Origin of the sequence: Algoriphagus lacus (genome assembly GCF_003583985.1) — a bacterium.
In the GTDB taxonomy this organism is placed as follows: domain Bacteria; phylum Bacteroidota; class Bacteroidia; order Cytophagales; family Cyclobacteriaceae; genus Algoriphagus; species Algoriphagus lacus.
Window position 1 is genome coordinate 353,343 of record NZ_QXML01000004.1, and the last position, 22,089, is coordinate 375,431.

Annotated in this window: 16 protein-coding genes; 9 read left to right on the forward strand and 7 right to left on the reverse strand. The window is 44.1% G+C overall.

Features of this window, described 5'->3' with window-relative positions; all coding sequences use genetic code 11:
- Nucleotides 1-84 precede the first annotated feature (84 nt).
- From gatB to D0X99_RS10630, 5 genes are all read right to left on the reverse strand, one after another.
- Nucleotides 85-1,545, reverse strand: coding sequence for an Asp-tRNA(Asn)/Glu-tRNA(Gln) amidotransferase subunit GatB (gatB, locus tag D0X99_RS10610; RefSeq protein WP_119477801.1), 1,461 nt, complete (start codon nucleotides 1,543-1,545; stop codon nucleotides 85-87).
- An 18-nt stretch (nucleotides 1,546-1,563) separates the two neighbouring features.
- Nucleotides 1,564-4,188 carry an alanine--tRNA ligase gene (alaS, locus tag D0X99_RS10615; RefSeq protein ID WP_119477802.1) on the reverse strand — a complete coding sequence of 875 codons (2,625 nt, stop codon included), beginning with the start codon at nucleotides 4,186-4,188 and terminating at the stop codon, nucleotides 1,564-1,566.
- 264 nt (nucleotides 4,189-4,452) lie between these two features.
- Nucleotides 4,453-5,445, reverse strand: coding sequence for an MlaD family protein (locus tag D0X99_RS10620; protein WP_119477803.1), 993 nt, complete (start codon nucleotides 5,443-5,445; stop codon nucleotides 4,453-4,455).
- Nucleotides 5,446-5,577: 132 nt separating this feature from the next.
- A complete protein-coding gene (locus D0X99_RS10625; RefSeq protein WP_119477804.1) occupies nucleotides 5,578-6,318 on the reverse strand; it encodes an ABC transporter ATP-binding protein in 741 nt (246 codons plus the stop codon).
- 4 nt (nucleotides 6,319-6,322) lie between these two features.
- Entirely contained in the window at nucleotides 6,323-7,096 is a 774-nt protein-coding gene (locus D0X99_RS10630; protein WP_119477805.1) for an MlaE family ABC transporter permease, read from the reverse strand.
- Nucleotides 7,097-7,343: 247 nt separating this feature from the next.
- On the opposite strand from D0X99_RS10630, the gene D0X99_RS10635 reads away from it, so the two are divergent.
- From D0X99_RS10635 to D0X99_RS10645, 3 genes are all read left to right on the forward strand, one after another.
- Nucleotides 7,344-8,453 (forward strand): alanine racemase, encoded by a 1,110-nt coding sequence (locus tag D0X99_RS10635; protein WP_119477864.1) that lies wholly within the window; start codon nucleotides 7,344-7,346, stop codon nucleotides 8,451-8,453.
- A 152-nt stretch (nucleotides 8,454-8,605) separates the two neighbouring features.
- A complete protein-coding gene (locus D0X99_RS10640) occupies nucleotides 8,606-9,106 on the forward strand; it encodes an SRPBCC family protein (protein WP_119477806.1) in 501 nt (166 codons plus the stop codon).
- Between the two features lie 43 nt (nucleotides 9,107-9,149).
- Nucleotides 9,150-9,347 (forward strand): DUF5683 domain-containing protein, encoded by a 198-nt coding sequence (locus tag D0X99_RS10645; protein ID WP_119477807.1) that lies wholly within the window; start codon nucleotides 9,150-9,152, stop codon nucleotides 9,345-9,347.
- Between the two features lie 18 nt (nucleotides 9,348-9,365).
- Here D0X99_RS10645 and D0X99_RS10650 read toward each other — a convergent pair whose 3' ends face one another.
- Complete coding sequence (locus D0X99_RS10650; RefSeq protein WP_119477865.1) at nucleotides 9,366-10,526, reverse strand: THUMP domain-containing class I SAM-dependent RNA methyltransferase; 1,161 nt, start codon at nucleotides 10,524-10,526, stop codon at nucleotides 9,366-9,368.
- 173 nt (nucleotides 10,527-10,699) lie between these two features.
- On the opposite strand from D0X99_RS10650, the gene D0X99_RS10655 reads away from it, so the two are divergent.
- The 4 genes from D0X99_RS10655 (at nucleotide 10,700) to D0X99_RS10670 (ending at nucleotide 18,509) form a co-directional block, all read left to right on the forward strand.
- A complete protein-coding gene (locus D0X99_RS10655; RefSeq protein ID WP_119477808.1) occupies nucleotides 10,700-12,067 on the forward strand; it encodes a 3-keto-disaccharide hydrolase in 1,368 nt (455 codons plus the stop codon).
- A gap of 11 nt (nucleotides 12,068-12,078) precedes the next feature.
- The gene (locus tag D0X99_RS10660; RefSeq protein WP_119477809.1) at nucleotides 12,079-13,428 is read left to right on the forward strand and encodes a Gfo/Idh/MocA family protein; all 1,350 of its coding nucleotides are present in this window, start codon (nucleotides 12,079-12,081) and stop codon (nucleotides 13,426-13,428) included.
- 369 nt (nucleotides 13,429-13,797) lie between these two features.
- On the forward strand, nucleotides 13,798-16,815 hold the full coding sequence (locus D0X99_RS10665; protein ID WP_119477810.1) for a SusC/RagA family TonB-linked outer membrane protein: 3,018 nt from the start codon (nucleotides 13,798-13,800) through the stop codon (nucleotides 16,813-16,815).
- A gap of 17 nt (nucleotides 16,816-16,832) precedes the next feature.
- A complete protein-coding gene (locus D0X99_RS10670; protein WP_119477811.1) occupies nucleotides 16,833-18,509 on the forward strand; it encodes a RagB/SusD family nutrient uptake outer membrane protein in 1,677 nt (558 codons plus the stop codon).
- A 75-nt stretch (nucleotides 18,510-18,584) separates the two neighbouring features.
- Here D0X99_RS10670 and D0X99_RS10675 read toward each other — a convergent pair whose 3' ends face one another.
- Nucleotides 18,585-19,610, reverse strand: a complete 1,026-nt coding sequence (locus tag D0X99_RS10675; protein ID WP_119477812.1) for a LacI family DNA-binding transcriptional regulator — start codon at nucleotides 19,608-19,610, stop codon at nucleotides 18,585-18,587.
- Between the two features lie 180 nt (nucleotides 19,611-19,790).
- On the opposite strand from D0X99_RS10675, the gene uxaC reads away from it, so the two are divergent.
- The gene (gene uxaC, locus D0X99_RS10680) at nucleotides 19,791-21,224 is read left to right on the forward strand and encodes a glucuronate isomerase (RefSeq protein WP_119477813.1); all 1,434 of its coding nucleotides are present in this window, start codon (nucleotides 19,791-19,793) and stop codon (nucleotides 21,222-21,224) included.
- Nucleotides 21,225-22,046, forward strand: coding sequence for an SDR family oxidoreductase (locus D0X99_RS10685; RefSeq protein ID WP_119477814.1), 822 nt, complete (start codon nucleotides 21,225-21,227; stop codon nucleotides 22,044-22,046). It abuts the gene before it with no gap.
- Nucleotides 22,047-22,089 lie beyond the last annotated feature (43 nt).

The window sequence follows — 22,089 nt, forward strand, 5'->3', positions numbered from 1 at the left end:
CCATCCCGATAACCATCGGAAGGAATCCCGCAAAGGCAGTGATCATCCCGAAGGATACTCTTCCTTATGCTTGATTTCATTTGATTAATTTTCCAATAACTCTGTTAAAATTTTGGTAGCGACTTTTGGATCTGCCTTTCCTTTTGACTTTTTCATCACCTCCCCCATAAACATTCCCATCAGTCCTTTTTTTCCTGAACGGTATTCCTTGACCTTATCGGCATTTTCAGCCAAAACACTTTCCACGATGGGTTTCAAAGAAGCTTCGTCGCTTTCCTGAATCAAATTTAGCTTTTGGGCTATAGCCATGGGAGATTCACCAGTTGTCTTCAGCAATTCAGGATAAATCTTCTGCGACGCTACTGAAAATGAAACTTTTCCTTCATCCACCAAGGCGATCAAATCAGCCAAAACCTCCGGCTTAATTGGAAAATCATCGATGTTCAAAGCCAACTCATTCAGATAGGACTTTACAGGCCCCATCATCCAGTTGGACGCGGCCTTATAGTTATTTGTTTTGGAACAAAGGGTTTCGAACCAAAGTGCAATTTCCTTTGCATCAGTAAGGACACCGGCATCTAGAACCGGCAATCCATACACATCTACGAACTTTCTAAAAAGCTCCCTAGGCAGAGAAGGCATGGTTACCCTAATCGAATTCAACCACTCCTCGGAAATCACCACGGGGCTCAAATCCGGCTCAGGGAAGTATCTGTAATCGTTCAAATCTTCTTTAGTACGCATACTTGAAGTGGTTCCTGTATTCGCATCAAAGGTTCGGGTTTCTGAAATCACGTCCACTCCCGCCTCCAGCAATTCAATAATCCGCTCGTGTTCGTACTCGATCGCCCGAGCTACGTTTCGGAAGGAATTCATGTTTTTTACTTCGACTTTTTTGCCATATTCGGTGGCGCCCTTAAGCATCACCGACACGTTGGCATCACAACGAAGTGAACCTTCTTCCATATTACCATCACAGATATCGAGGTATTTGACCAGTTTTTTGATTTCTGTAAGAAAGGCATAAGCCTCCTCAGGAGTCCTCAAATCCGGCTCGGAAACGATCTCTATCAAAGGAGTTCCTGCCCGATTAAAATCAACCAAGGTATCTGTCTCCCCAGCCAAATGCATGGATTTACCTGCATCTTCCTCCATATGAACCCTGTTCAACCGGATTACCTTTTCGGTACCGTCTGCCAATTCAATCGGAACTACCCCTCCAACACAAATTGGACCTTTATCCTGAGTAATCTGGAATCCTTTTGGAAGATCCGGGTAGAAGTAATTTTTTCGTGAGAAAATATTGTATCGGGTAATTTCAGAGTTACAAGCCAACCCCATTTTAACGGCAAACTCTATAACTTTTTTGTTCAATTTTGGCAAAGTACCCGGATGACCAAGAGTAATCACTGAAACCTGTCTATTCGGAAGGTTACCGTATTCCGTAGAATCTGAAGCGAATATTTTACTTTCAGTAAGCAACTGAGCATGAACTTCCAACCCTACCACCAACTGATATTTACTCTTGATTTCTTCGCTTAACATTGCTTTTGATTTAAGCGATTATAAAAACATTTCCTTGGCCTTGGCCACTACTTTTTCCAAACCGCTGAGATCTTTTCCACCTGCGGTAGCAAAGAAAGGCTGACCTCCTCCTCCACCTTGGATTTCTTTAGCAAGTTCCCTTACAATCTGTCCGGCATTCAAGCCCTTGGATGATACTAAGGCATCTTCCAGAATTACAGCAACCTGAGGTTTGTCTTCAATTTTGGCAGCTAAAATTACAAAAGCATTCGCCACCTCATTTTTCAGCTCATAAGCCAGTTTTTTGAGTGAATCAGCATTCGGTAATTCGACCTGAGCAATTAGCGTATTCACACTGTCTTTCACCACAAATTGCTTCAATAGCTCGGTTTTTAATCCAGAAGCCTTTTCCAAATGCAGCGATTCGATCTCCTTCCGCAGTTCATTTCGCTCCTGAATCAAAGACTCAATCGCCTTTTTCACATCCTTAGGATTCTTTAGAAGTTCCTGAATTTCTTTTACCAATGACTCCTGTTCACGCAAATAAGCTTCAGCAGCTTTGGATGTTATAGCTTCAATTCGACGAACGCCCGATGAAATCGAGCCCTCAGAGGTAATTTTAAACAAGCCAATTTGACTGGTAGAAGGTACGTGAGTACCTCCACAAAGCTCGACAGAGAAGTTTTTGTCAAAGGTGATTACACGCACAAAGTCCCCGTATTTTTCACCAAACAGTGCGGTAGCACCCATCTTTTTGGCTTCTTCGATAGGCACATTTCGCTGCTCGTGCAGGTAAACGTTCTCGCGAACTTTTGCATTTACAATCTCCTCCACTTGGGCGATTTCTGAATCAGTCATTTTCCCGAAATGGGAGAAGTCAAATCGAAGCAAATTTTCATTAACCAAAGATCCACGCTGCTGAATATGATCTCCCAAAACTGCTTTCAATGCGGATTGAAGCAAATGGGTGGCAGTGTGATTATTCATCGTTAGCAAGCGCTTCTCACGATCTACTTCTGAGGAAAATCTTCCATCAGGTTTTACCGGAAGTTTTTCCACAAAATGAACGATCAGGTCATTTTCTTTTTTGGTATCGATTACGCGGATCTTTTCAGTATCTGAAATCAACCATCCCGTATCTCCTACCTGCCCACCACTTTCAGCATAAAAAGGTGTCTTATCCAGCACCAACTGGAAATGGTCTCCTTTCTTATCGGTGATGGTTCTGTATTTAATTATATGTGAATAGGCTTCTGTAAAATCATAGCCAATGAACTCCACACCTGTATCCTCATGCACAATCACCCAATCCCCCGTCTCCTGCTCGGAAGCAGCGCGTGAGCGGGTCTTTTGTTTTTCCATTTCCTCGGAAAAGCCCTTTTCATCGACTGAAAACCCATTCTCCCTGGCAATCAATGAAGTCAAATCCAAAGGAAATCCATAAGTATCGTACAGTTCAAAGGCAGTTTTACCAGGGATTACTTTACCAGCATTGCTGGACAGCTCGGACTTGATCCCCTCCAGCATTTTCAGACCATTATCCAAGGTTCGGAGGAACAATGTTTCTTCCTCCTGGATTACTTTGGAGATGAACTCCTGCTGCTGTCTCACCTCAGGGAAAATATCACCGAAATATTCAGCGATCAAGGAAGTCAACTCATAAAGAAAGGGCTGATGGAATCCCAAAAAAGTGTATCCGTAGCGAACCGCTCTTCTGAGTATTCGTCGAATGACATAGCCAGCCTTATTATTGGACGGAATCTGACCATCTGCAATCGTGAAAGAAATCGCACGGATGTGATCTACAATAACCCGGAATGCAATATCCGTCTGCTCATCCTTGCCATAGGTTTTTCCGGATTTCACTTCCAAGGACTTGATGAATGGACCAAAAAGATCCGTGTCGTAATTGGAAGATTTGAACTGGATGGCTCTGACCAACCGCTCGAAACCCATTCCCGTATCTACATGTTTGGCGGGAAGTTCTTTGAGACTTCCATCAGCCAACCTGTTAAACTGCATGAACACCAAGTTCCATATCTCGATCACCTGAGGATGGTCATTGTTCACCAGTTCACGACCCGGGATTTGGGCTATTTCAGCCTCAGATCTCAGATCGACGTGGATTTCAGAACATGGTCCGCAAGGTCCGGTATCACCCATTTCCCAGAAGTTATCCTTTTTGGAACCCATGATGATGCGGTCTTCGGGCACAATTTTGCTCCATAGATCATATGCTTCCTGATCTTTTTCCAACTTATCTCCGGCATCTCCCTGGAAAACAGACACGTAAAGCCTGTCTTTTGGAAGCTTATAAACCTCAGTTAGCAGTTCCCAAGCCCATTCGATGGCTTCTTTCTTAAAATAATCTCCAAAAGACCAGTTACCCAGCATCTCAAACATAGTGTGATGGTAAGTATCCACTCCCACCTCTTCCAAGTCATTGTGCTTTCCACTGACTCGGAGACATTTTTGGGAATTGGCGACTCGGGGATACTTGGCGATTTCGTTGCCGAGGAAAGCGTCTTTGAACTGGTTCATCCCCGCATTTGTAAACATCAGGGTTGGGTCATTTTTGACCACAATCGGGGATGAAGGAACGTACTGATGCTGTTTGGATTGGAAAAACTCGATGAAGGTACTCCGGATTTTCTTTGCTTCCATGGAAGATCTGAGATGCAGAAAGTTCTAATTCTAATTTCAAGGCCAAAAAAGGCCTTTTTTATCGGGTGACAAAATTAACAGAAATGACGGGCTTATGCGCATCTCCCTTAGGAATTTGAGGGATTAGAAAAGTTAGAACCGTCTAAATTCAGGAAAATGATCTCAAAATAATCCTTCGATTGGCTTGGAAAACTCCCCACTGAAGTTCGAATTTTATCAAGTTAAGGGATTTCATCCCCTAAAAATTGACCAAGCAATTCTTTTTCAATTCTTATTGCCCTCTTTTTCAGCTTTCTTTTGGGCTTTTTCCTGGTCTTTGAAGTAGCCTCGGAACAGAAAATTTGATTTCATCGCTTCCATGTTCTGGTTCAGATTATAAGTGCTTTGCTCCACATTTTCCATAGTCCGAACGAGCTGTTCCCTAAAAGCAGTATCCGCAAGGATCAATCCTGCAGTCCCTTGTCCTTTTTCTACGCTTTCCAAAAGTGTGTTCATCCGATCCATTAATTGAGCGGCATTGGCACTGGTTTGATTCAGATTTTCCAAGGACTGTTCAAGATTTCGATCCATCAGGCTATCAGTGAAGAGGGAATTGACGATACCATCTCCTTCCTCTAAAGTTTTTACAAGTTCTTTTCCCGCTTTTGCCATTGCCGAAGCATTTTGCCCCGCAATATGCAATTCCTTCACCGCTCCTTTGAGATCCAAGGCCAGCTCCGGATCTGCCAGAATTTTCCAAATCGCCTCACTTTTGTTCAGCCGCTCGGTGATTTCTGCCAGATTGATCAGTGTCTGCTCCAGGTATTCGCCGGTGGAACTCAGCTTCTCAATCATTTCTTCAGTCCCTACTTGATCCAATGGATACAGAATGTCGCCTTCCTCGATGGTTGAAGCTTCTCCGGTTTGAGGATGGATTTGGACAATTTTATTCCCCATCAATCCATCGGTGTTGATCGTAATCAATGCATTTTTTTTGATGAACGACTGCATTGATTTTCGGATCAGCATGGTCATGATTATGGTCGAATCATTCTCCATTTCAATGGATTTGACTGTCCCCACTTCCATTCCCTGAAAACGGACGTTATTCCCTTGAACCAAGCCGTTTACATGGTCAATTTGCGCCAAAATGGGAATCGAAGTACCAAAGATATTTTGGTTTCTTCCGATCATGTAAAGTGAAAAAATCAAAAACAAAGACCCGGCAATGACCAAGATCCCCAGTTTGGTATTGGAAGCAGCTTTATCGTTTTTCATCTGTTTATAATTTTTTAAGATTCCAGATAGCCTGTCCCAAACTTGCCTGCCCCTGGCAAACTTGATTCGGAAGAATCTCGCTGGATTTCATAATTCCACTTTGCTTTACTTTCATTATGCTAGATTTCATCGTCAGTCAAAAAACTCCCTGACTTTAGGGTCAGAAACAAGCTGTAAATTTTCATACGTGTCAGAAATGTAATTTTTGCCATCTATTAACATAATGACCCGGTCTGAAGTCATCCGGATGCAGTTCATATCATGGGAAATAATGATCGCTGTGGCCTGGTATTTCTCTTGCACCTGAAGGATCAATTCACTGATTTCACGTGCTGTGATCGGATCAAGGCCTGTGGTGGGTTCATCATACAGGATTATTTTTGGTTTAAGAATCAAAGTCCTCGCCAGGGCAATTCGCTTTCGCATCCCTCCGGAAAGTTCAGCTGGCATCATATTAATGGTATGGGATAATCCCACATCTTCCAGAGCCTCCAAGACTGCTGATTCGGCATGTAAGGCTCTCTCTTGTTTGGACCAGTGCCTCCGTAGCGGAAACTCCAGATTTTGCCTCACTGTCATGGAATCATATAGGGCGTTACTTTGGAACAAAAAACCAACATCTGCCCGTAATAAGTCCATCTGATCCTGATCCAATTCACCGACATCCTGACCCAAAACGATGATTTCTCCTGAATCAGGAGGCATGAGATTGATGATGCATTTGATCAAAACAGATTTGCCACTGCCCGATTTACCCAAAATGACCAGGTTTTCTCCGGGAGTCACTGACATCGAAAAATCCCTCAGGACATGGTTGGATCCAAAGGATTTATTCAAATGTTTGACTTCGATGATGGGTTTGATCGGTTCCATGGCCTTAAGTCAATCCCAATATATCGGTAATCTGAACCGCGATCAGATCAAGTATAAACACAATCAAAGAAGCGACAATCACCGCTGTGGTTGCAGAGCGCCCCACTCCCTCGGTTCCTTTTTGAGAATTGTATCCCTTGTAGCAACCGACTATTCCGATGGCAAAGCCAAAGAAGAACGTCTTTACCAAAGAGGGGATAAAATCACCATAATTGAGCGCCCCATAAGCTTGAAACCAGTAGAGATGCCAGCTGACATTTCCCCGAATATTTACCCCCAAGTAGCCTCCATAAAGTGAAATAGCGATCGCCAAACATGAAAGTAAGGGAACCATAAGCATGGAAGCCATCACCCGTGTGACAACCAGATATTTAAATGGATTGGTGCCGGAAACTTCCATTGCATCAATCTGCTCAGTCACCCGCATGGAACCAAGCTCAGCACCGATGCCTGAACCGATCTTGCCGGCGCAAATCAAAGCAGTAATCACGGGTGCAATTTCCCTTACAAGGGACACTGATACCATAGAGGGCAATAAAGAAACCGCTCCAAATTCCACGAGAGTAGGTCTGGACTGAATGGTTAGCACCAAACCCATAATAAATGCCGTGATCCCAACTAGGGTAAGCGTCTTGTAACCAATCCAATAGCATTGATTGATAAACTCCTCCCATTCCTGCTTGGGTTTACTCGCCTCACGAAAAAAACGTCCCGTAAAGCGGGAAATATCTCCCACTTCCCGCAAAAACTCGCTGTCCAGTTTATCGAATAAATTCATACGACTTAGCCTACCTCAAATTGGGCAGACTTCTTCCAAAAATTGATCTGAGAAATCACCTGTTTTAATGATAAAAGTCAGTTTTGAAATGTATTTAAAAATCCTGGATGAGAAATTTGGATAAATTCATTAGCCACCTGATTTAATCCTCCTGCAGATCTGATTTCTTATTTTGTCTTTCCTTTCCTACTTTCAGAAAAATTTTAGAGAACTCAACAATATTCCCAACCAGAGTAAAAATCGACTCATGTCATACCTCGACCAAATCACTTCCCCTACCCTCCTGATCAACGAAAAAATCACCCGAGCCAATCTCAAAAGAATGGCTGATAAAGCCTCCAGACACGGAAAAAAGCTCGTTCCTCACTGGAAAACAGCCCAGTCACATGAAATCGGAAACTGGGCTAAGGAATATGGCATTCGGGAGGTCACCGCTTCTTCAATCAAACTGGCCGAATACCTCTGTGGGCAAGGTTGGGACAATATTCATATTGCATTCCCATTTAATGTCAGGGAAATTGACCGGCTCAACCGACTGGCTGCCAACAAGAGTCTTTCGGTTCAGGTAGTCAATCCGGTTACAGCAAAGAAATTAGCAGACCAACTTTCCGAACGTGTGGGTTTTTACATTGAAATCGATGCGGGTTATGGACGTACGGGAGTGCACATTTCCGATTTTGGAACCATCGAGGAGATCCTGCGCGAGGCCAAAAAATCAGACAAACTTCAGTTCAAAGGCTTCTACCTCCATCCTGGACATACGTATTACACTCCCGACAAATCTGGAATCTACGAGCAGTCCCGTCAGGCACTGCATATGCTTAAAGTAAAGTATCAAAGTGAGTTTCCAAACCTCCTGACCCGAGTAGGCGATACTCCAGGCTGTGCCGTGATGGAAGACTTTGGGGATGTGGACGAACTCGGGCCTGGCAACTTTGTCTTTTTTGACTTAATGCAGGCTGAATTGGGAAGCTGTGCCAAAGAGGATATCGCAGTATGTCTGGCTGTACCAGTCGTGGATATCAACAAGGAGCGCAAAGAAATCCTCATTCACGGGGGTGGTGTCCACCTTGCAAAAGATGTTTTGGTGGATGCAAGTGGGAATAAGAATTTTGGAGAGGTAGTATTTCTGACTGAAAGCGGTTGGACTATTCCTTCAGATCGTTCTTATCTGAAAAGCATTTCCCAGGAACATGGTGTTATTAAAGCGTCCGATTCTCTGATGGCCTCAGTACAAATCGGCGACTTACTCGGTATCCTACCTGTCCACTCTTGTATGACCGCTGACTGCATGGGGGAATATTTAAGCTTGGATGGAAGAAAGATCGATCATTGCGAAGGTGCTTGCTGGAAGTGATCAGCATGTTGGCAACTATTCAAACTCCATTTCTTTGGATCATTCTAAGTTTTGAATTGATCAAAACAGGAAGACTTGGCCCGATAAATGCCGCTAAATCACTCCAAAAAGTTTCATTAACCCTGATAAATTCTGCTAAACCGCTTTAATCGATGTTTACCCCACTAGAAATAACCCAAATCCTATCCACCACTCCTGATAGGGCATTTACACTTTTTTCTCACCGAGATCACCTTGCTAAATGGTGGGGGCCAAAAGGTATGGAGATGAAAATCAAAACCTTCGATTTTCGGTCAGGAGGAATTTTTCATTACCTGATAAAAGCTGGTAATGGCTTCGAAATGTGGGGTAAATTCACTTATCTCGAGATTGAGGCTCCAAATCGGATCACATTGATCAATTCTTTTCCCAATGCAGATGCTGAGACTGTTCCAGCACCAATTGTTCCATTTGGCGCGGATTGGCCCTTGGAAATGTGGACAGAATATCGATTTGAGCCATCAGGTGATCAAACCCTCCTCCGACTCACTTCTTATCCCCTGAATGCTAGTGACGCGAGCAATCAACAATTTTTTGAGAATCACGACAACATGAGGTTAGGATTCAAAGGGACTTTTGATGCCTTGTCCGATTACTTAAAAACCCTGCAGTAGCAAGTCAGTCCCCTCCTTTCCAAACAAGAGACCTTCCGTGAAAATGACCCAACCCACCTCTCAAGACCCTATCACGGCAGCATTCCTTACTTTTTTGATTCCTGGCTGGGGACAAATTCGGCAAGGAAAAGTCAAAACAGGGATTTTATGGATGATAGGGGTAATCGCCGCCTACCTACTTATTGTACCTGGATTGATTCTCCATGCGGTCTGCATAGTTGATGCCTATGTGAGAGATTAAATCTAAAAGGATCTCAATTCACTGCCCTTTCCCTTCGTATAGATCATACTTCAAAAGTCGGCAATCGATCGTTCCATTCCAGAATTCAATTCTTCGACTGGCCTTCAGGCCGACTTTTTTAGCGAGATCCATATTCCCGGTAAAAATATAGCCCCGATAGCCGGCACATTTTTGCTTCATAAAGTCCCCAATCCGCTTATAAGTCTCCTCCAGTTCAGTCAAATCTCCCAATCGCTCCCCATATTCAGGATTGAACATAATCACACCTCGAGGTCGCTCGGGAATCTTCGTTTCGGCAAAATCACACACTTGAAACTCGATCATGTGATCCACTCCGGCAAAGGCAGCATTTTCTTTGGCAAAAGAAATCGCCTGCAGCGAAATATCCGAAGCGATGATTTTCACCTCGGTTGCCTCTACGATTTTGTTTTCCAGCTTTTTCTTTTTGGCTAAAAAAGCCTCCGGATTATATCCTAAAATATGCTGGAAGGAATAATGGTCTCGATACAATCCAGGATAACGCTTGGTTGCCATCAGGGCAGCTTCTATGGCTAGAGTTCCCGAACCACACATGGGATTGATAAACGGCACTCGGGTATTCCACTCGGTTGCATAAATGGTCGCTGCTGCCAGGGCTTCCATCATGGGTGCTTTTCCGGGAATCTTTCGAAAGCCATGCTTAGCCAGGGTTTCCCCTGAGGTATTAAGGTAGACAATGGCTTGAGTTTCCTTCCAATACACCTGAATTACCAATCCATCAAAATCAGACCCAGAATCGGGTCTCCTTCCTTTTAGCTCGCGAAAGCGATCCACTATGGCATCTTTCACTTTCACGTTGACAATCAATGGTGTAGTGATGGATTCATTTTCAGCCACAGAGTTGACAGAAAAGTAACCATCCACATCCAGGTACTCCTCCCAGGGGATGGATTTGAATCGACGGTAGATATCATCGGCATTCCTCAGGTAAAAAGACTTAAGCTCATACAGCACGTGGGAGGCCGTGCGTAAGTGGAGATTGAGGTCCATGCAATCTTCCAAAGAAGCAACCAATTCAATCCCAGTACGGGTAACTTCCTTAGGTACAAATCCCAATTCCCTCACTTCGTGCTCCAGATAGCTGACCGAGCGGTCTTTACAAGTGATAAAAACTTTTCCTTTTTGGTTAAAATCAAGCATGCGCAAAAGTAAGAAAGAGAAATAGGAATCTCCTAGACACAAAAAAATACCTTGCCGCTCATCCAACAATCCCATCAAAAACTCGCAATCGTTTCCGTAAATTGAAACTCAGCTACATTGTCCCACCTACTCTATTTCGTGAATTTTAAGCAATTCAATAAACCTACATTAAAATGAAAATTAAACTTCTCGGCCTAATTGCGCTGATCCTTTGCACCCAAGCGATCCAAGCTCAAAATGGTAACTGGAAAAATCTCTTCAACGGAAAAGACCTCAGCGGCTGGAAAGCAGTAGCGGGTAAAGCCACGTTTGAAGTCAAAGATGGAGTAATCGAGGGAACAGCAGTCCACGGCACAGGAAACACCTTTTTGATCACCGAAGAGATGTACTCGGATTTCATTTTGGAGGTCGACCTCAAAATCAATCATATCTCTTCCAACAGCGGCATCATGGCTCGGGGACAGTTTGATCCTGCAGCCCGCAATGGTCAAGGCTTGGTATTTGGTTACCAGATCGAAGCTGACCCTACTCCTCGAGCTTGGTCAGGTGGAATCTATGACGAAGCCCGCAGAGGTTGGTTTTATCCGGTGGATTTGAATCCGGCTGCCAAGTCCGCTTTCAAAATGGGGGAATGGAACACCTATCGAATCGAGGCTATTGGCAACACCATCAAAACCTGGGTCAACGGCCAGGAAGTGGCCTACTTTGTCGATGACATGGATTCTAAAGGATTTATCGGATTGCAGGTTCACAGCATCCAAAACAAAGAAGATGAGGGAAGAAAAACCTATTTCCGAAACGTAAGAATACAGACCGAAAAGCTGAAACCAACTCCTTTCAAGGGCGATGTATTTGTGGTAAGTACTTTGAAAAATGAATTGACAGACGAGGAAAAGAAAAACGGATGGAAGCTCCTGTTCAACGGTAAAAACAGCGACGGCTGGAGAGGTGCACGGATGACCACCTTCCCTACCACCGGTTGGTCGGTAAAGGATGGAATCCTAACCATCGCCAAAACAGACGGAAGTGAATCCCAAAATGCTGGAGACATCGTCACAACAGATAAATACAGCGCATTCGATTTGGCTTTTGATTTCAAAATCACTGAAGGGGCAAACAGCGGGGTGAAATATTTTGTGACACTATCGGAAGGAAACACTGGTTCAGCCATAGGCTTGGAATACCAAATTCTCGATGATGTCAACCATCCTGATGCCAAGCAGGGCATCAATGGCAACCGAACTTTGGCATCACTTTATGACTTGATCAAAGCCGATAAGCAGCCAAGATTTGTTAGAAAGCCAGGGGAATGGAACCAAGGCCGTATTGTCGTTTATCCAAACAATAAAGTGGAGCACTACATCAATGGAGTTAAAGTGGTGGAATACCAGAGAGGTTCCAAAGAATACCGCGACCTGGTTGCCATCAGCAAATACAAGGTTTGGAAAGACTTCGGTGAGGCTGCCGAAGGACACATCCTGCTTCAGGATCACGGAGACGAAGTGAGCTTCAAAAACATCAAAATCAAGACGCTGAAATAATCCCCAATGCCATGAGCAAGCAAAATAGAAGAGAATTTATCAAGAAAAGCACAGCTGCCACACTAGGGCTCTCGGCCTTGGGCGCAGTTGGATTTTCCGCAAAATCCTATGGTAGAATCCTGGGAGCAAACGAGCGTTTGAATGTCGCCATCGCAGGATTGGGAAGAAGATTGGGCGCATTTTATGAACCTATCGGATTGGAATCCAGTAATGTGAACCTGCTCTACCTCTGCGATGCCATGCAATCGCAGATGCCTAAAGCTGCCAAGAACTTTGAGAAATACATCAGCTATGCCCCAAAGCTGGAGCAAAACATCCTCAAAGTCCTTGATGACAAGGAATTGGATGTCCTGATCAATGCCACGCCGGATCATTGGCATGCTCCGGGTACCTGGCTGGCTTTGGAAAGAGGAAAACACGTATACGTAGAAAAACCCTGCTCCCATAATCCTCGAGAAGGGGAACTGCTCATCGCGCTGCAAAAGAAATACAACAAAGTAGTTCAAATGGGAAACCAACAGCGCTCTGCTCCTGAAAGCCGGGAAATCATCGCGGCAATCCATAATGGTGCTATTGGAAAAGCCTATATGGCCAAAGCATTCTACAGCAATAATCGCGGGGCAGTTCCAAACCCAGTCCAGCAAGCAGTTCCTGCTGGGTTGGATTGGGAACTGTTTCAGGGTCCTGCTCCAAGAAAACCGTATATGCACGACACTTGGGATTACAACTGGCATTGGTACGGTTGGGATTACGGCACTGCCGAAACCGGAAACAATGCCACCCATGAACTGGATGTAGCCCGATGGGCCCTTCAAGTGGATTATCCTTCTGAAGTGATGGTGGTTTCAGGCAAAATGCACTATCCGGAAGATGGCTGGACGATGTATGATACAATGGATGCTACCTTCAAATTTGGTGACAATAAGGTCATCCAATGGGACGGAAAGAGTCGGAATAATTACAAAACATATGGCTCGGACCGTGGCACAATTATCTATGGTACCGAAGGTTCTGTCTATGTTGATCGAGGTGGTTATAAACAGTTTGACCGAACCGGCAAAGAGATCAAGTCCAACTTGGCCAAAAACAATGAAGGCGGTACTGTCCTCGGCGGTGGTGGAGACATGAGTACCACCCACGTTGTAAATTTCTTCAACGCCGTCAGAGGAAAGGAAAAGCAAAACTCCAACATTGAAGAAGGAGCCGTATCCACCCTACTTTGCCACTTGGCCAATATCAGCAGCCGAACCGGTGAGACATTGATCTGTGATCCAAAAAATGGACACATCACCAATTCTCAAAAAGCAATGGCTCTATGGACCCGGGAATATGAGAAAGGCTGGGAACCGCCAAAAATCTAATGGTATTTATGAGTTGATCTAAAACCTGCTTTCGAATTTAAAGCAGGTTTTTTTATTATATCCATAAGATTTATTTATGATCACAAGATTTAAAATAAAAATCCGTCAAGGATTTGGAACTGAAATTATCAAACTGTCAACAAACAGATAGTTTTTAGGTAGAGTATAAAAACCAAAGCTTATTTCGAAATGTGAAAAAATTTACCCGCAATCGTTTCCGTAATTACGCTTAAGCAAGAATTGAAGATTCCTGACCTTCTATCTACCTTTTACACATGGAATTCATCAAATTTTTCCATTCATCAACATAGAGTGATGAATACTTAAAACATGAACCAATTCTATCTATTAACAATAATCCCTATAACTATGCGTACAAAATTTTACACTTACCTGTCGGTGGTGTTGATGGTATTGCTTAGCGCAGGCCTTGCGAAAGCGCAGGATGTGCAAGTGACTGGGACCGTTTCGGATGAAACAGGATCGCCCCTACCGGGTGTGACCATTCTCCTAAAAGGTTCCACCAAAGGTACCACTACTGATTTGGATGGAAAATATTCCATCTCTGGTCCAGCCAATGGAGTGCTGGTCTTTTCATTTATCGGTTATACCACAATAGAGGAAACAATCGGTAATAGAAGTATTATTGATGCAGCTCTTTCTCCAGACCTCTCGGAACTTGATGAGGTGGTGGTAGTGGGCTATGGTACCGTGAAGAAAAGCCAGCTTACGGGCGCAATATCCTCTGTGGGTACTAAAGAAATCCAGGAACTTCCGATTACAGATGCCAGACAAGCATTGCAAGGACGTGCGGCAGGTGTCGATGTGACTCAGGCTGGTTCAAAGCCAGGTGCAGCTCCTCAAGTTCGAATTCGTGGACGTAGATCATTCAACGCTTCAAATGAACCTCTCTATGTAGTGGACGGAATCCCTACGGTAGGTGGTCTTGAAGACATCAACCCACAGGACATCACTTCTATGGAAGTGTTGAAAGATGCCTCGGCTACAGCTATCTATGGTTCCAGAGGTGCAAACGGGGTAGTTTTGATCACCACCAAAAGAGGTAACGTGGGCAAAACCATTGTTTCCTTGGACTCCTATTATGGTGTCAACCAAGAACTAGGACAAATTGAGGTATTTGACGGTCCTCAATTTGCCGAATATAAAAGAGAATCAAGACGCACCACCGGTGCATATCCAGAAGGCCCAGCAACTCCAGCTGCTGATGCAAAAATCTTTGAACCTGTTGAACTGGAAAGCATCGAATTGGGCAGAAGCACAGACTACGTTGGAGGATTAATCCGTCAGGGTAATATCCAAAGCCATCAAATCGGTGTAAGTGGCGGTAACGAAAAGACTACCTTCTTTGTCTCAGGTAATTATTTCAAAGATTTAGGTATCATCTACAACCAAGATTTCTCACGGTATACCTTTCGAATCAATTTGGACCACCAAATCAACAAAAAGGTAAAGATTGGTACCTCCACGCTGTTTACCTACAGTGAACGAAATGGAGAAAACTTCAATCCACTAGGTGGAGCTCTCCAAGAAAATCCTCTCGGAAAACCTTACGATGATGAGGGGAACTTGATTTTCACGCCAACCAATGACGGTTTGAGAACCAATCCGTTTGCCGAAATCATCCCTGGTGCACAGGTTGATGAAACATTCCGATATCGTATTTTCAATAGTATCTTCCTAAACTGGGAGATTACCAAGGGTCTTACTTATCGATTTGTATTTGGACCTGATCTTAATGTCCGTAGAAACGGTCGATTTACCGGATCACAGACTAATGCCAGACGAGGCGGACCTCCAACGGGAAGTGTAGACGATCGATTCAACTTCAACTATACCGTTGAAAACATCTTGACCTACACCAAAACATTGGGTCAGGTTCACAACCTTAAAGTTGACTTATTGCAGTCCTTTCAAAAAGATCGGTTTGAGCAGTCCACAATAAGCGTTCAGGGAATCCCTGCCCCATCTCAGCTCTACCATAGACTGGGCGATGCTTCCCAAATTACAGGCGCCAATACCAACTTGGTGGAATGGTCACTCCTTTCGTACATGGCCCGTGTCAACTATGACTTCAAAGGAAAATACCTGTTGACCGGTACCATCCGTTCGGACGGTAGCTCCCGATTTGGTGAAAACAACAAATTCGGCTTCTTCCCTTCAGTAGCTTTTGGTTGGAATGTTCATCAGGAAGATTTCCTGAAATCCTCTTCTTGGATCAATCAGTTGAAGTTTAGGGTCAGCTATGGGTCCATTGGTAACCAGGCGATCACTCCTTATCAGACGCAGGCTTTGCTAGGTCGAACAAGCTACGCATGGGACAATACAGCGGCATTCGGCTATCGTCCAAATACCATCGGAAATCCAGACTTGAGATGGGAAACCTCTACTACATTTAATACCGGTATTGATTTCTCAATCTTCAAGGACCGTGTTTTCGGTACTTTGGAATATTATATCACAAATACCTCTGACCTATTGGCTCCTCAGCCACTTCCTAACTCCACAGGATTTGGAGGATTCACCACCAATATTGGAGAAACTCAAAACAGAGGTATTGAATTTACCCTCTCTACTCTCAACATAGAAAAAGGAGATTTCTCTTGGTCAACGGATTTGTTATTCACCAGAAACAGGGAAGAAATCATTTCCTTGCCAAATGGAGACGACATTGCTGCAGGTCGATTTATCGGTCAGCCTTTGACTGTGTTTTATGATTGGAATAAACTTGGAATCTGGCAGACTTCAGAGAAAGATATCGCTGCTGGTTTTGGGGATAAGCCCGGAGAAATCAAAATTCAGGACACCAATGGTGACAACCGAATCAATTCCCTGGATCGTATCATCCTAGGATCAGCTGTTCCTGACTTCTCCATGGGTATGACCAATCGATTCAATTACAAAGGTTTTGATTTCTCCTTCTTCATTTTTGCACGGGTTGGCTCAATGATCCGAAGTGCATTCCATGATAACTTCAACACGCTGTTTGGAAGATACAATAACCTAGCCGTGGACTATTGGACTCCTAATAATCCAACCAATGCTTACCCAAGACCAAACCAAAATCAGGAATTCCCTAAGTATTCCAGCTCTATGTCTTACTTCAACGGAACGTTCCTGAAAGTAAGAAACATCAATCTGGGATATACCTTCGGGTCGAACGTATTGGAAAAAATCGGTCTAAGCAGTCTACGCCTTTACACCAGCATTCAGAATCCTTTCATATTCTCAGAATACAGAAAAGTTCACAAAGGAATCGATCCTGAAGTATTTATCGACGGTGAACAAGGTGTAGAAGGTGGTGTGGTCAACTCCAACGTGACACCTCCGGTTGTGCAGTACACCTTTGGAATCAGTGCTAAATTTTAATCCAAAAGAATTAAAAAATGAAAAATATATCATTTCATAACCAATTTAAGACTTGGCTCAAATCCGGGTTGATGGTCATGGGCCTTAGCATGGCAGTGTCTTGCCAGGATATGTTGGAGGAGGATGTGATCTCCCAGATCGGTAGTGAATACATGAATACCCCCAAAGGGATCGATGATGCTGTGAGCGCTGCCTATAGCACCATGAGATCTTGGTATGGCACCGAGCGTGGAAATAACCTCTCTGAATTTGGGACAGACATCTATACCAATGGTGCTGATGGATCTTTTAAGTTCATGAATACCTACACCAACCAATTTGATTCTCAAAATTCTTCAGTTCGAGAACTTTGGGATGAATTTTACAGGGGTATTAATGCTTGTAATGCAGTTATCGACAGAGCTCCAAACGTAGATGGAATCACCGATGCGGTAAGAAAACAACGAATCGCAGAAGCTAAATTCATTCGAGCTCACCACTATTTTCTGATGGTGCAGTTGTTTGGTCCTGTAGAGTTAAGATTGACAGAAACCGTAGTTCCTACCAACGAAGTATCCCGAACTCCTGAATCTGAGATCTATGCTTCCATTATTAAGGACCTTACTGAAGCGATACCTGATTTGGAAGCTAAAAAAGCTTCTTCTCAATACGGAAGAGCGACCAAACCTGCAGCTGAGCACCTATTGGCCAGAGTTTACATCACCAAAGGAACTTCTTCTTCTAAAGCAAGTGATGATTTCGCCAAGGCTGAGCCCCTGCTTAAAAGTGTAATTGCTAATTACGGCTTCCGTCTATTACCGGATTTTGCATCTGTACACGCATTCGGTAATGAAATCAACGACGAAGTCATTTGGTCGATCCAGTATACCCGTGATCCACTCACCAATGGGGGAGGAAATAATGCTCACGTGTTTTTCCTAATGGAGTACGACACCCAATCCGGAATGCGTCGTGACACCCAAAACGGAAGACCTTTCAAGAGATACCGACCAACAGTTTATACCTTGGACAAGGTGTTTTCCAATAGAGAAAATGACAGCAGATACAAAAAGACGTTCATTGATGTCTATTTCTCCAATCGGCCAGGCACATACAATACTTCCTTCGACACTTCCAAACCCTCTGTAACCTTTGCAGCAGGTGATACCGCTATCTTCATCCCCGGGTTTGAAATGTCAACCGCCGACCGCGCTAAGAAAAAGTATCAGGTGCTAGTTCCAAGTCGATATGATGAAAAACTATTCCCAGGATTGAAAAAACACCTTGATCCAGGAAGAGCAGATTTGACTCAATTCGAGGGTGGAAGAGATTACATTGCGTTCAGACTTGCTGATACTTACCTATTACTCGCTGAGTCTCTGTTTCGGCAGGGAAAAATTGCAGAAGCTACAACTGCAATTAATGCCGTGAGAAGAAGAGCAGCCTTCCCTGGAAAAGAGAATGCCATGGAAATTACGCAAGCTCAAATGACTTTCGAGTTCTTGACAGAGGAAAGAGCACGTGAACTCATTGGAGAGCAAACTCGCTGGCTTGATTTGAAGAGATGGGGAATTTTGATCGAACGCGTTAAGCTTTACAATCCGCAGGGCGCGCCTAACATCAAGGATTTCCATGTGCTGAGACCAATTCCACAGAATCAGATTGACAGGGCAAAAGGAGGAGCAAGTGCCTTCCCTCAGAATACCGGCTACTAAGCTAAGATGACCTATAAAAAGAAAACGGCCCCGAAATTCGGGGCCGTTTTTCTTTAATTAAGAAAACCAAACAAATTATACTGCAATAGTGGAAGATCTGATCGTGATTTTTGACGGAATGCTTATTACCTGATTTGGAAGGTCAGGTTGACGTGGTTTTGTCAGTTTCTTAATTAACATTTTTGCACATTCCTCCCCGATCGAGAAGGCCGGCTGGGTAATGGTTGTCAGTGAAGGGGTGAGCAATCCTGCAATGCTCAGGTTGGAAAAGAAACTGATGATTTTTAAATCCTCAGGGATTTTGATATCTGTTCGTTTTACAGCGTGATAGGTGGCCAAAGCCAATTTTTCCACGGAAGAAACAATACCATCCGGGCGCTCTTTGGAAAGGAGCATATTTCGAATGGCCTCAATATTCTTTTCTTCTTCATGCGCACAGGTAATATGCAAGGAAGGTTCCGGAGAAAGTCCTGCCGATTTCAACGCATCCAAATATCCTCTGTACCGCTCTTTGGTAATGGACAATTCCTTGGAAAGCATCAGAAAAGCAATCTTTCTGCACCCCTGCTGAATCAGGTGCTTTGTTCCTTCAAATGAACTTTCATAATCGTTGGTAATGAACTTGGTAGTGGGAATATCCGGGCAAATCCGGTCAAAGAATACCAATGGGAATCCCCGGTCATGCAGACGGGTCAAGTGAGAAATATCGCTAGTTTGGCTGGAAACAGACATTACAATGGCGTCTGCCCTTCCATTCATGAGCAAGTTGACAATTTTCTTTTCCCGCTCCACATCCTCATGAGTGCTATAGACCAAGAGATGGTAGCCATGCTGCTGGGTGACTTCTTCGATTCCGTCAATTACTTTAGCGAAAAAACTGCTCATCCGCTCCGGCATTACCACCGCAATGGTCTTGCTTTTGTTTTCTCTAAGGCTTCTGGCAAATGGATTGGGCTGGTAGTTGAGCTTTTCGGCCATGCTTACGACCTTCTTTTTTGTCTCTTCACTAATCTCGTAGCTATCATTCAGCGCCCTCGAAACGGTTGAGGGGGAAAGCTTCAGTTCAGCTGCAAGCTCTTTCAAATTCACTCCGGCACTCATAGATTATCAGGGTTAATTGGGCTAAAAATTGCTTCAATAAATTCAGCAGCCATAAATTAAGGAAATTATTCCACTTATATAATTTCGAAAACGTTTCCGTATTTAAATACCATGCAGGCAGTTATTCAGGGTAAATTTAGATTGGTATTCTGACACCCATCTAGCCAACACGTCGCCTTTATGATCCAAACCCAAAATTCCTTCCTGACCGAAGACTTTTTGTTGCACTCTGATTTCGCAAAAATTCTATATCACGACTACGCCAAAAACCTCCCCATCATCGACTACCACAACCACCTCCCTCCTGGAGAAATCGCACAAAACAGGAGGTTTGAGAATATCAGTAAAATCTGGCTGGCTGGAGATCACTACAAATGGAGAGCGATGCGCACTTTGGGGATTTCTGAGAAATTCATCACAGGAGAGGCCTCTGATACCGAAAAATTTGACAAGTGGGCCTATACCGTTCCCTTTACAATCAGGAATCCCCTATTCCATTGGACCCACATGGAATTGAAAAGATACTTTGGAGTCGATGAACTATTGACCCCTGCAAATGCTGCGGAAATTTACCTTCATTCCTCTGAATTGCTCCAAAATCAGGATTTTGGAGCCCAGGGCCTATTGGAAAAAATGAATGTGGAAGTGGTCTGCTCCACAGACGATCCAGCCGATTCTCTTGAACACCATGAAACATACCATCATGCAAATGGGAAAGTAAAACTCTATCCGGCTTTTCGACCCGACAAGTCTTTTGCTATTGAAAATCCGGAAAGCTACAAGGCCTATCTGAGTAAACTTGGAGCGGTTGTCGGTTTTGAAATCACCTCCTTTGACAAACTGATCGAGGCACTTTCCAATCGGGTAGACTTTTTCCATTCCAGAGGTTGCCGATTGTCCGATCACGGATTGGAAAATCTAGTTTACTCTTCCGAAACCAAATTTTCGGCTGACGGAATCCTGGTCAAGATCCTTAGAGGAAGTACCCCGACTTCGGAAGAAGTCGAATACTTCAAGTTTAAGGTTCTCAAAAAACTCTGCAAAATGTACCACGCTAAAGGCTGGGTGCAGCAGTTTCACCTCGGTGCATTGAGAAATACCAATTCCAGAATGTTGCGGGAGTTGGGCCCGGATACGGGATTTGATTCTATTGGGGATTTTGATCAGGCAAAGGCACTTGCTTCATTTCTCAATGAGTTGGATTCCTCAGACCAATTAACCAAAACTGTCCTTTACAACCTGAATCCAAGAGATAATGAAGTTTTTGCCACGATGGTCGGCAACTTCAACGACGGGTCGGTGAAAGGAAAAATCCAATACGGATCAGGCTGGTGGTACCTGGACCAAAAAGACGGTATGGAAAAGCAACTAAATACACTTTCCAACATGGGATTGGTAAGCTGCTTTATCGGAATGCTGACCGATTCCCGCAGCTTCCTCTCCTTTCCCCGCCATGAATACTTTCGAAGAATCCTTTGCAACCTTATCGGTCAAGATGTAAAAAATGGGGAGCTTCCATGGGATGAAAAATGGCTGGGAAAACTGGTTTCAGACATCTGCTACCACAACGCCAAAAACTACTTCGACTTCTCTCCTTCTAACTATCAACTTTAAATGGACACAACTGATCTCTTTTCACTGGAAGGGAAGAAAATCGCATTTTCCGGTGCTACCGGAGTGCTTGGAAAAACCATGGCTTTACATCTTGCTTCCCAAGGAGCTGAACTCTTGATTTTGGGTCGTACACCTGAAAAAGTCAATGAGTTGGTTTTGGAAATCAATTCCAAGGGAGGCAAAGCATTTGGGTATTTTGGGGACGTGACGGATGAAGAGTCTTTGGATAAGGTCGCCAAAGTAATTGAAACCCAACATGGACATATTGATGTCCTGATTAATTCTGCGGGAGGAAATATGCCCGGTGCAGTCATCCGCCCTGACCAAAATTTCCTGGATCTCGACACCTCAGCTTTACGAAAAGTCATGGACCTGAATTACCTGGGAACCGTGCTTCCGATCAAGGCCTTATTACCTTTGATGCTGAAAATAGGAGCAGGGAATATTCTCAATATCAGTTCGATGGCAGCTACCCGACCCATGACTCGGGTGATGGGTTACGCCTCTGCTAAAGCCGCCATTGACAACCTGACCAAGTGGCTTTCGGTAGAATTGGCTCACAAGCACGGACCAAAATTTCGGGTCAATGCAATCGCTCCTGGCTTTTTTCTGACCGAGCAAAACAGAACCTTATTAACCGAAGCAGACGGAAGCCTAACCCAACGGGGAAATCAAATCATCACCCACACGCCAATGAACAGATTCGGGAAACCCGAGGACTTGCTCGGTGCACTTCAGTGGCTTTGCAGTGATGCGTCTGCTTTTGTCACCGGAACGATCGTGGCAGTGGACGGTGGCTTCAGCGCCTATTCCGGAGTGTAGAATCGGTAATAGTTAATTGTTAATCGAAGATGGAATTACTCCA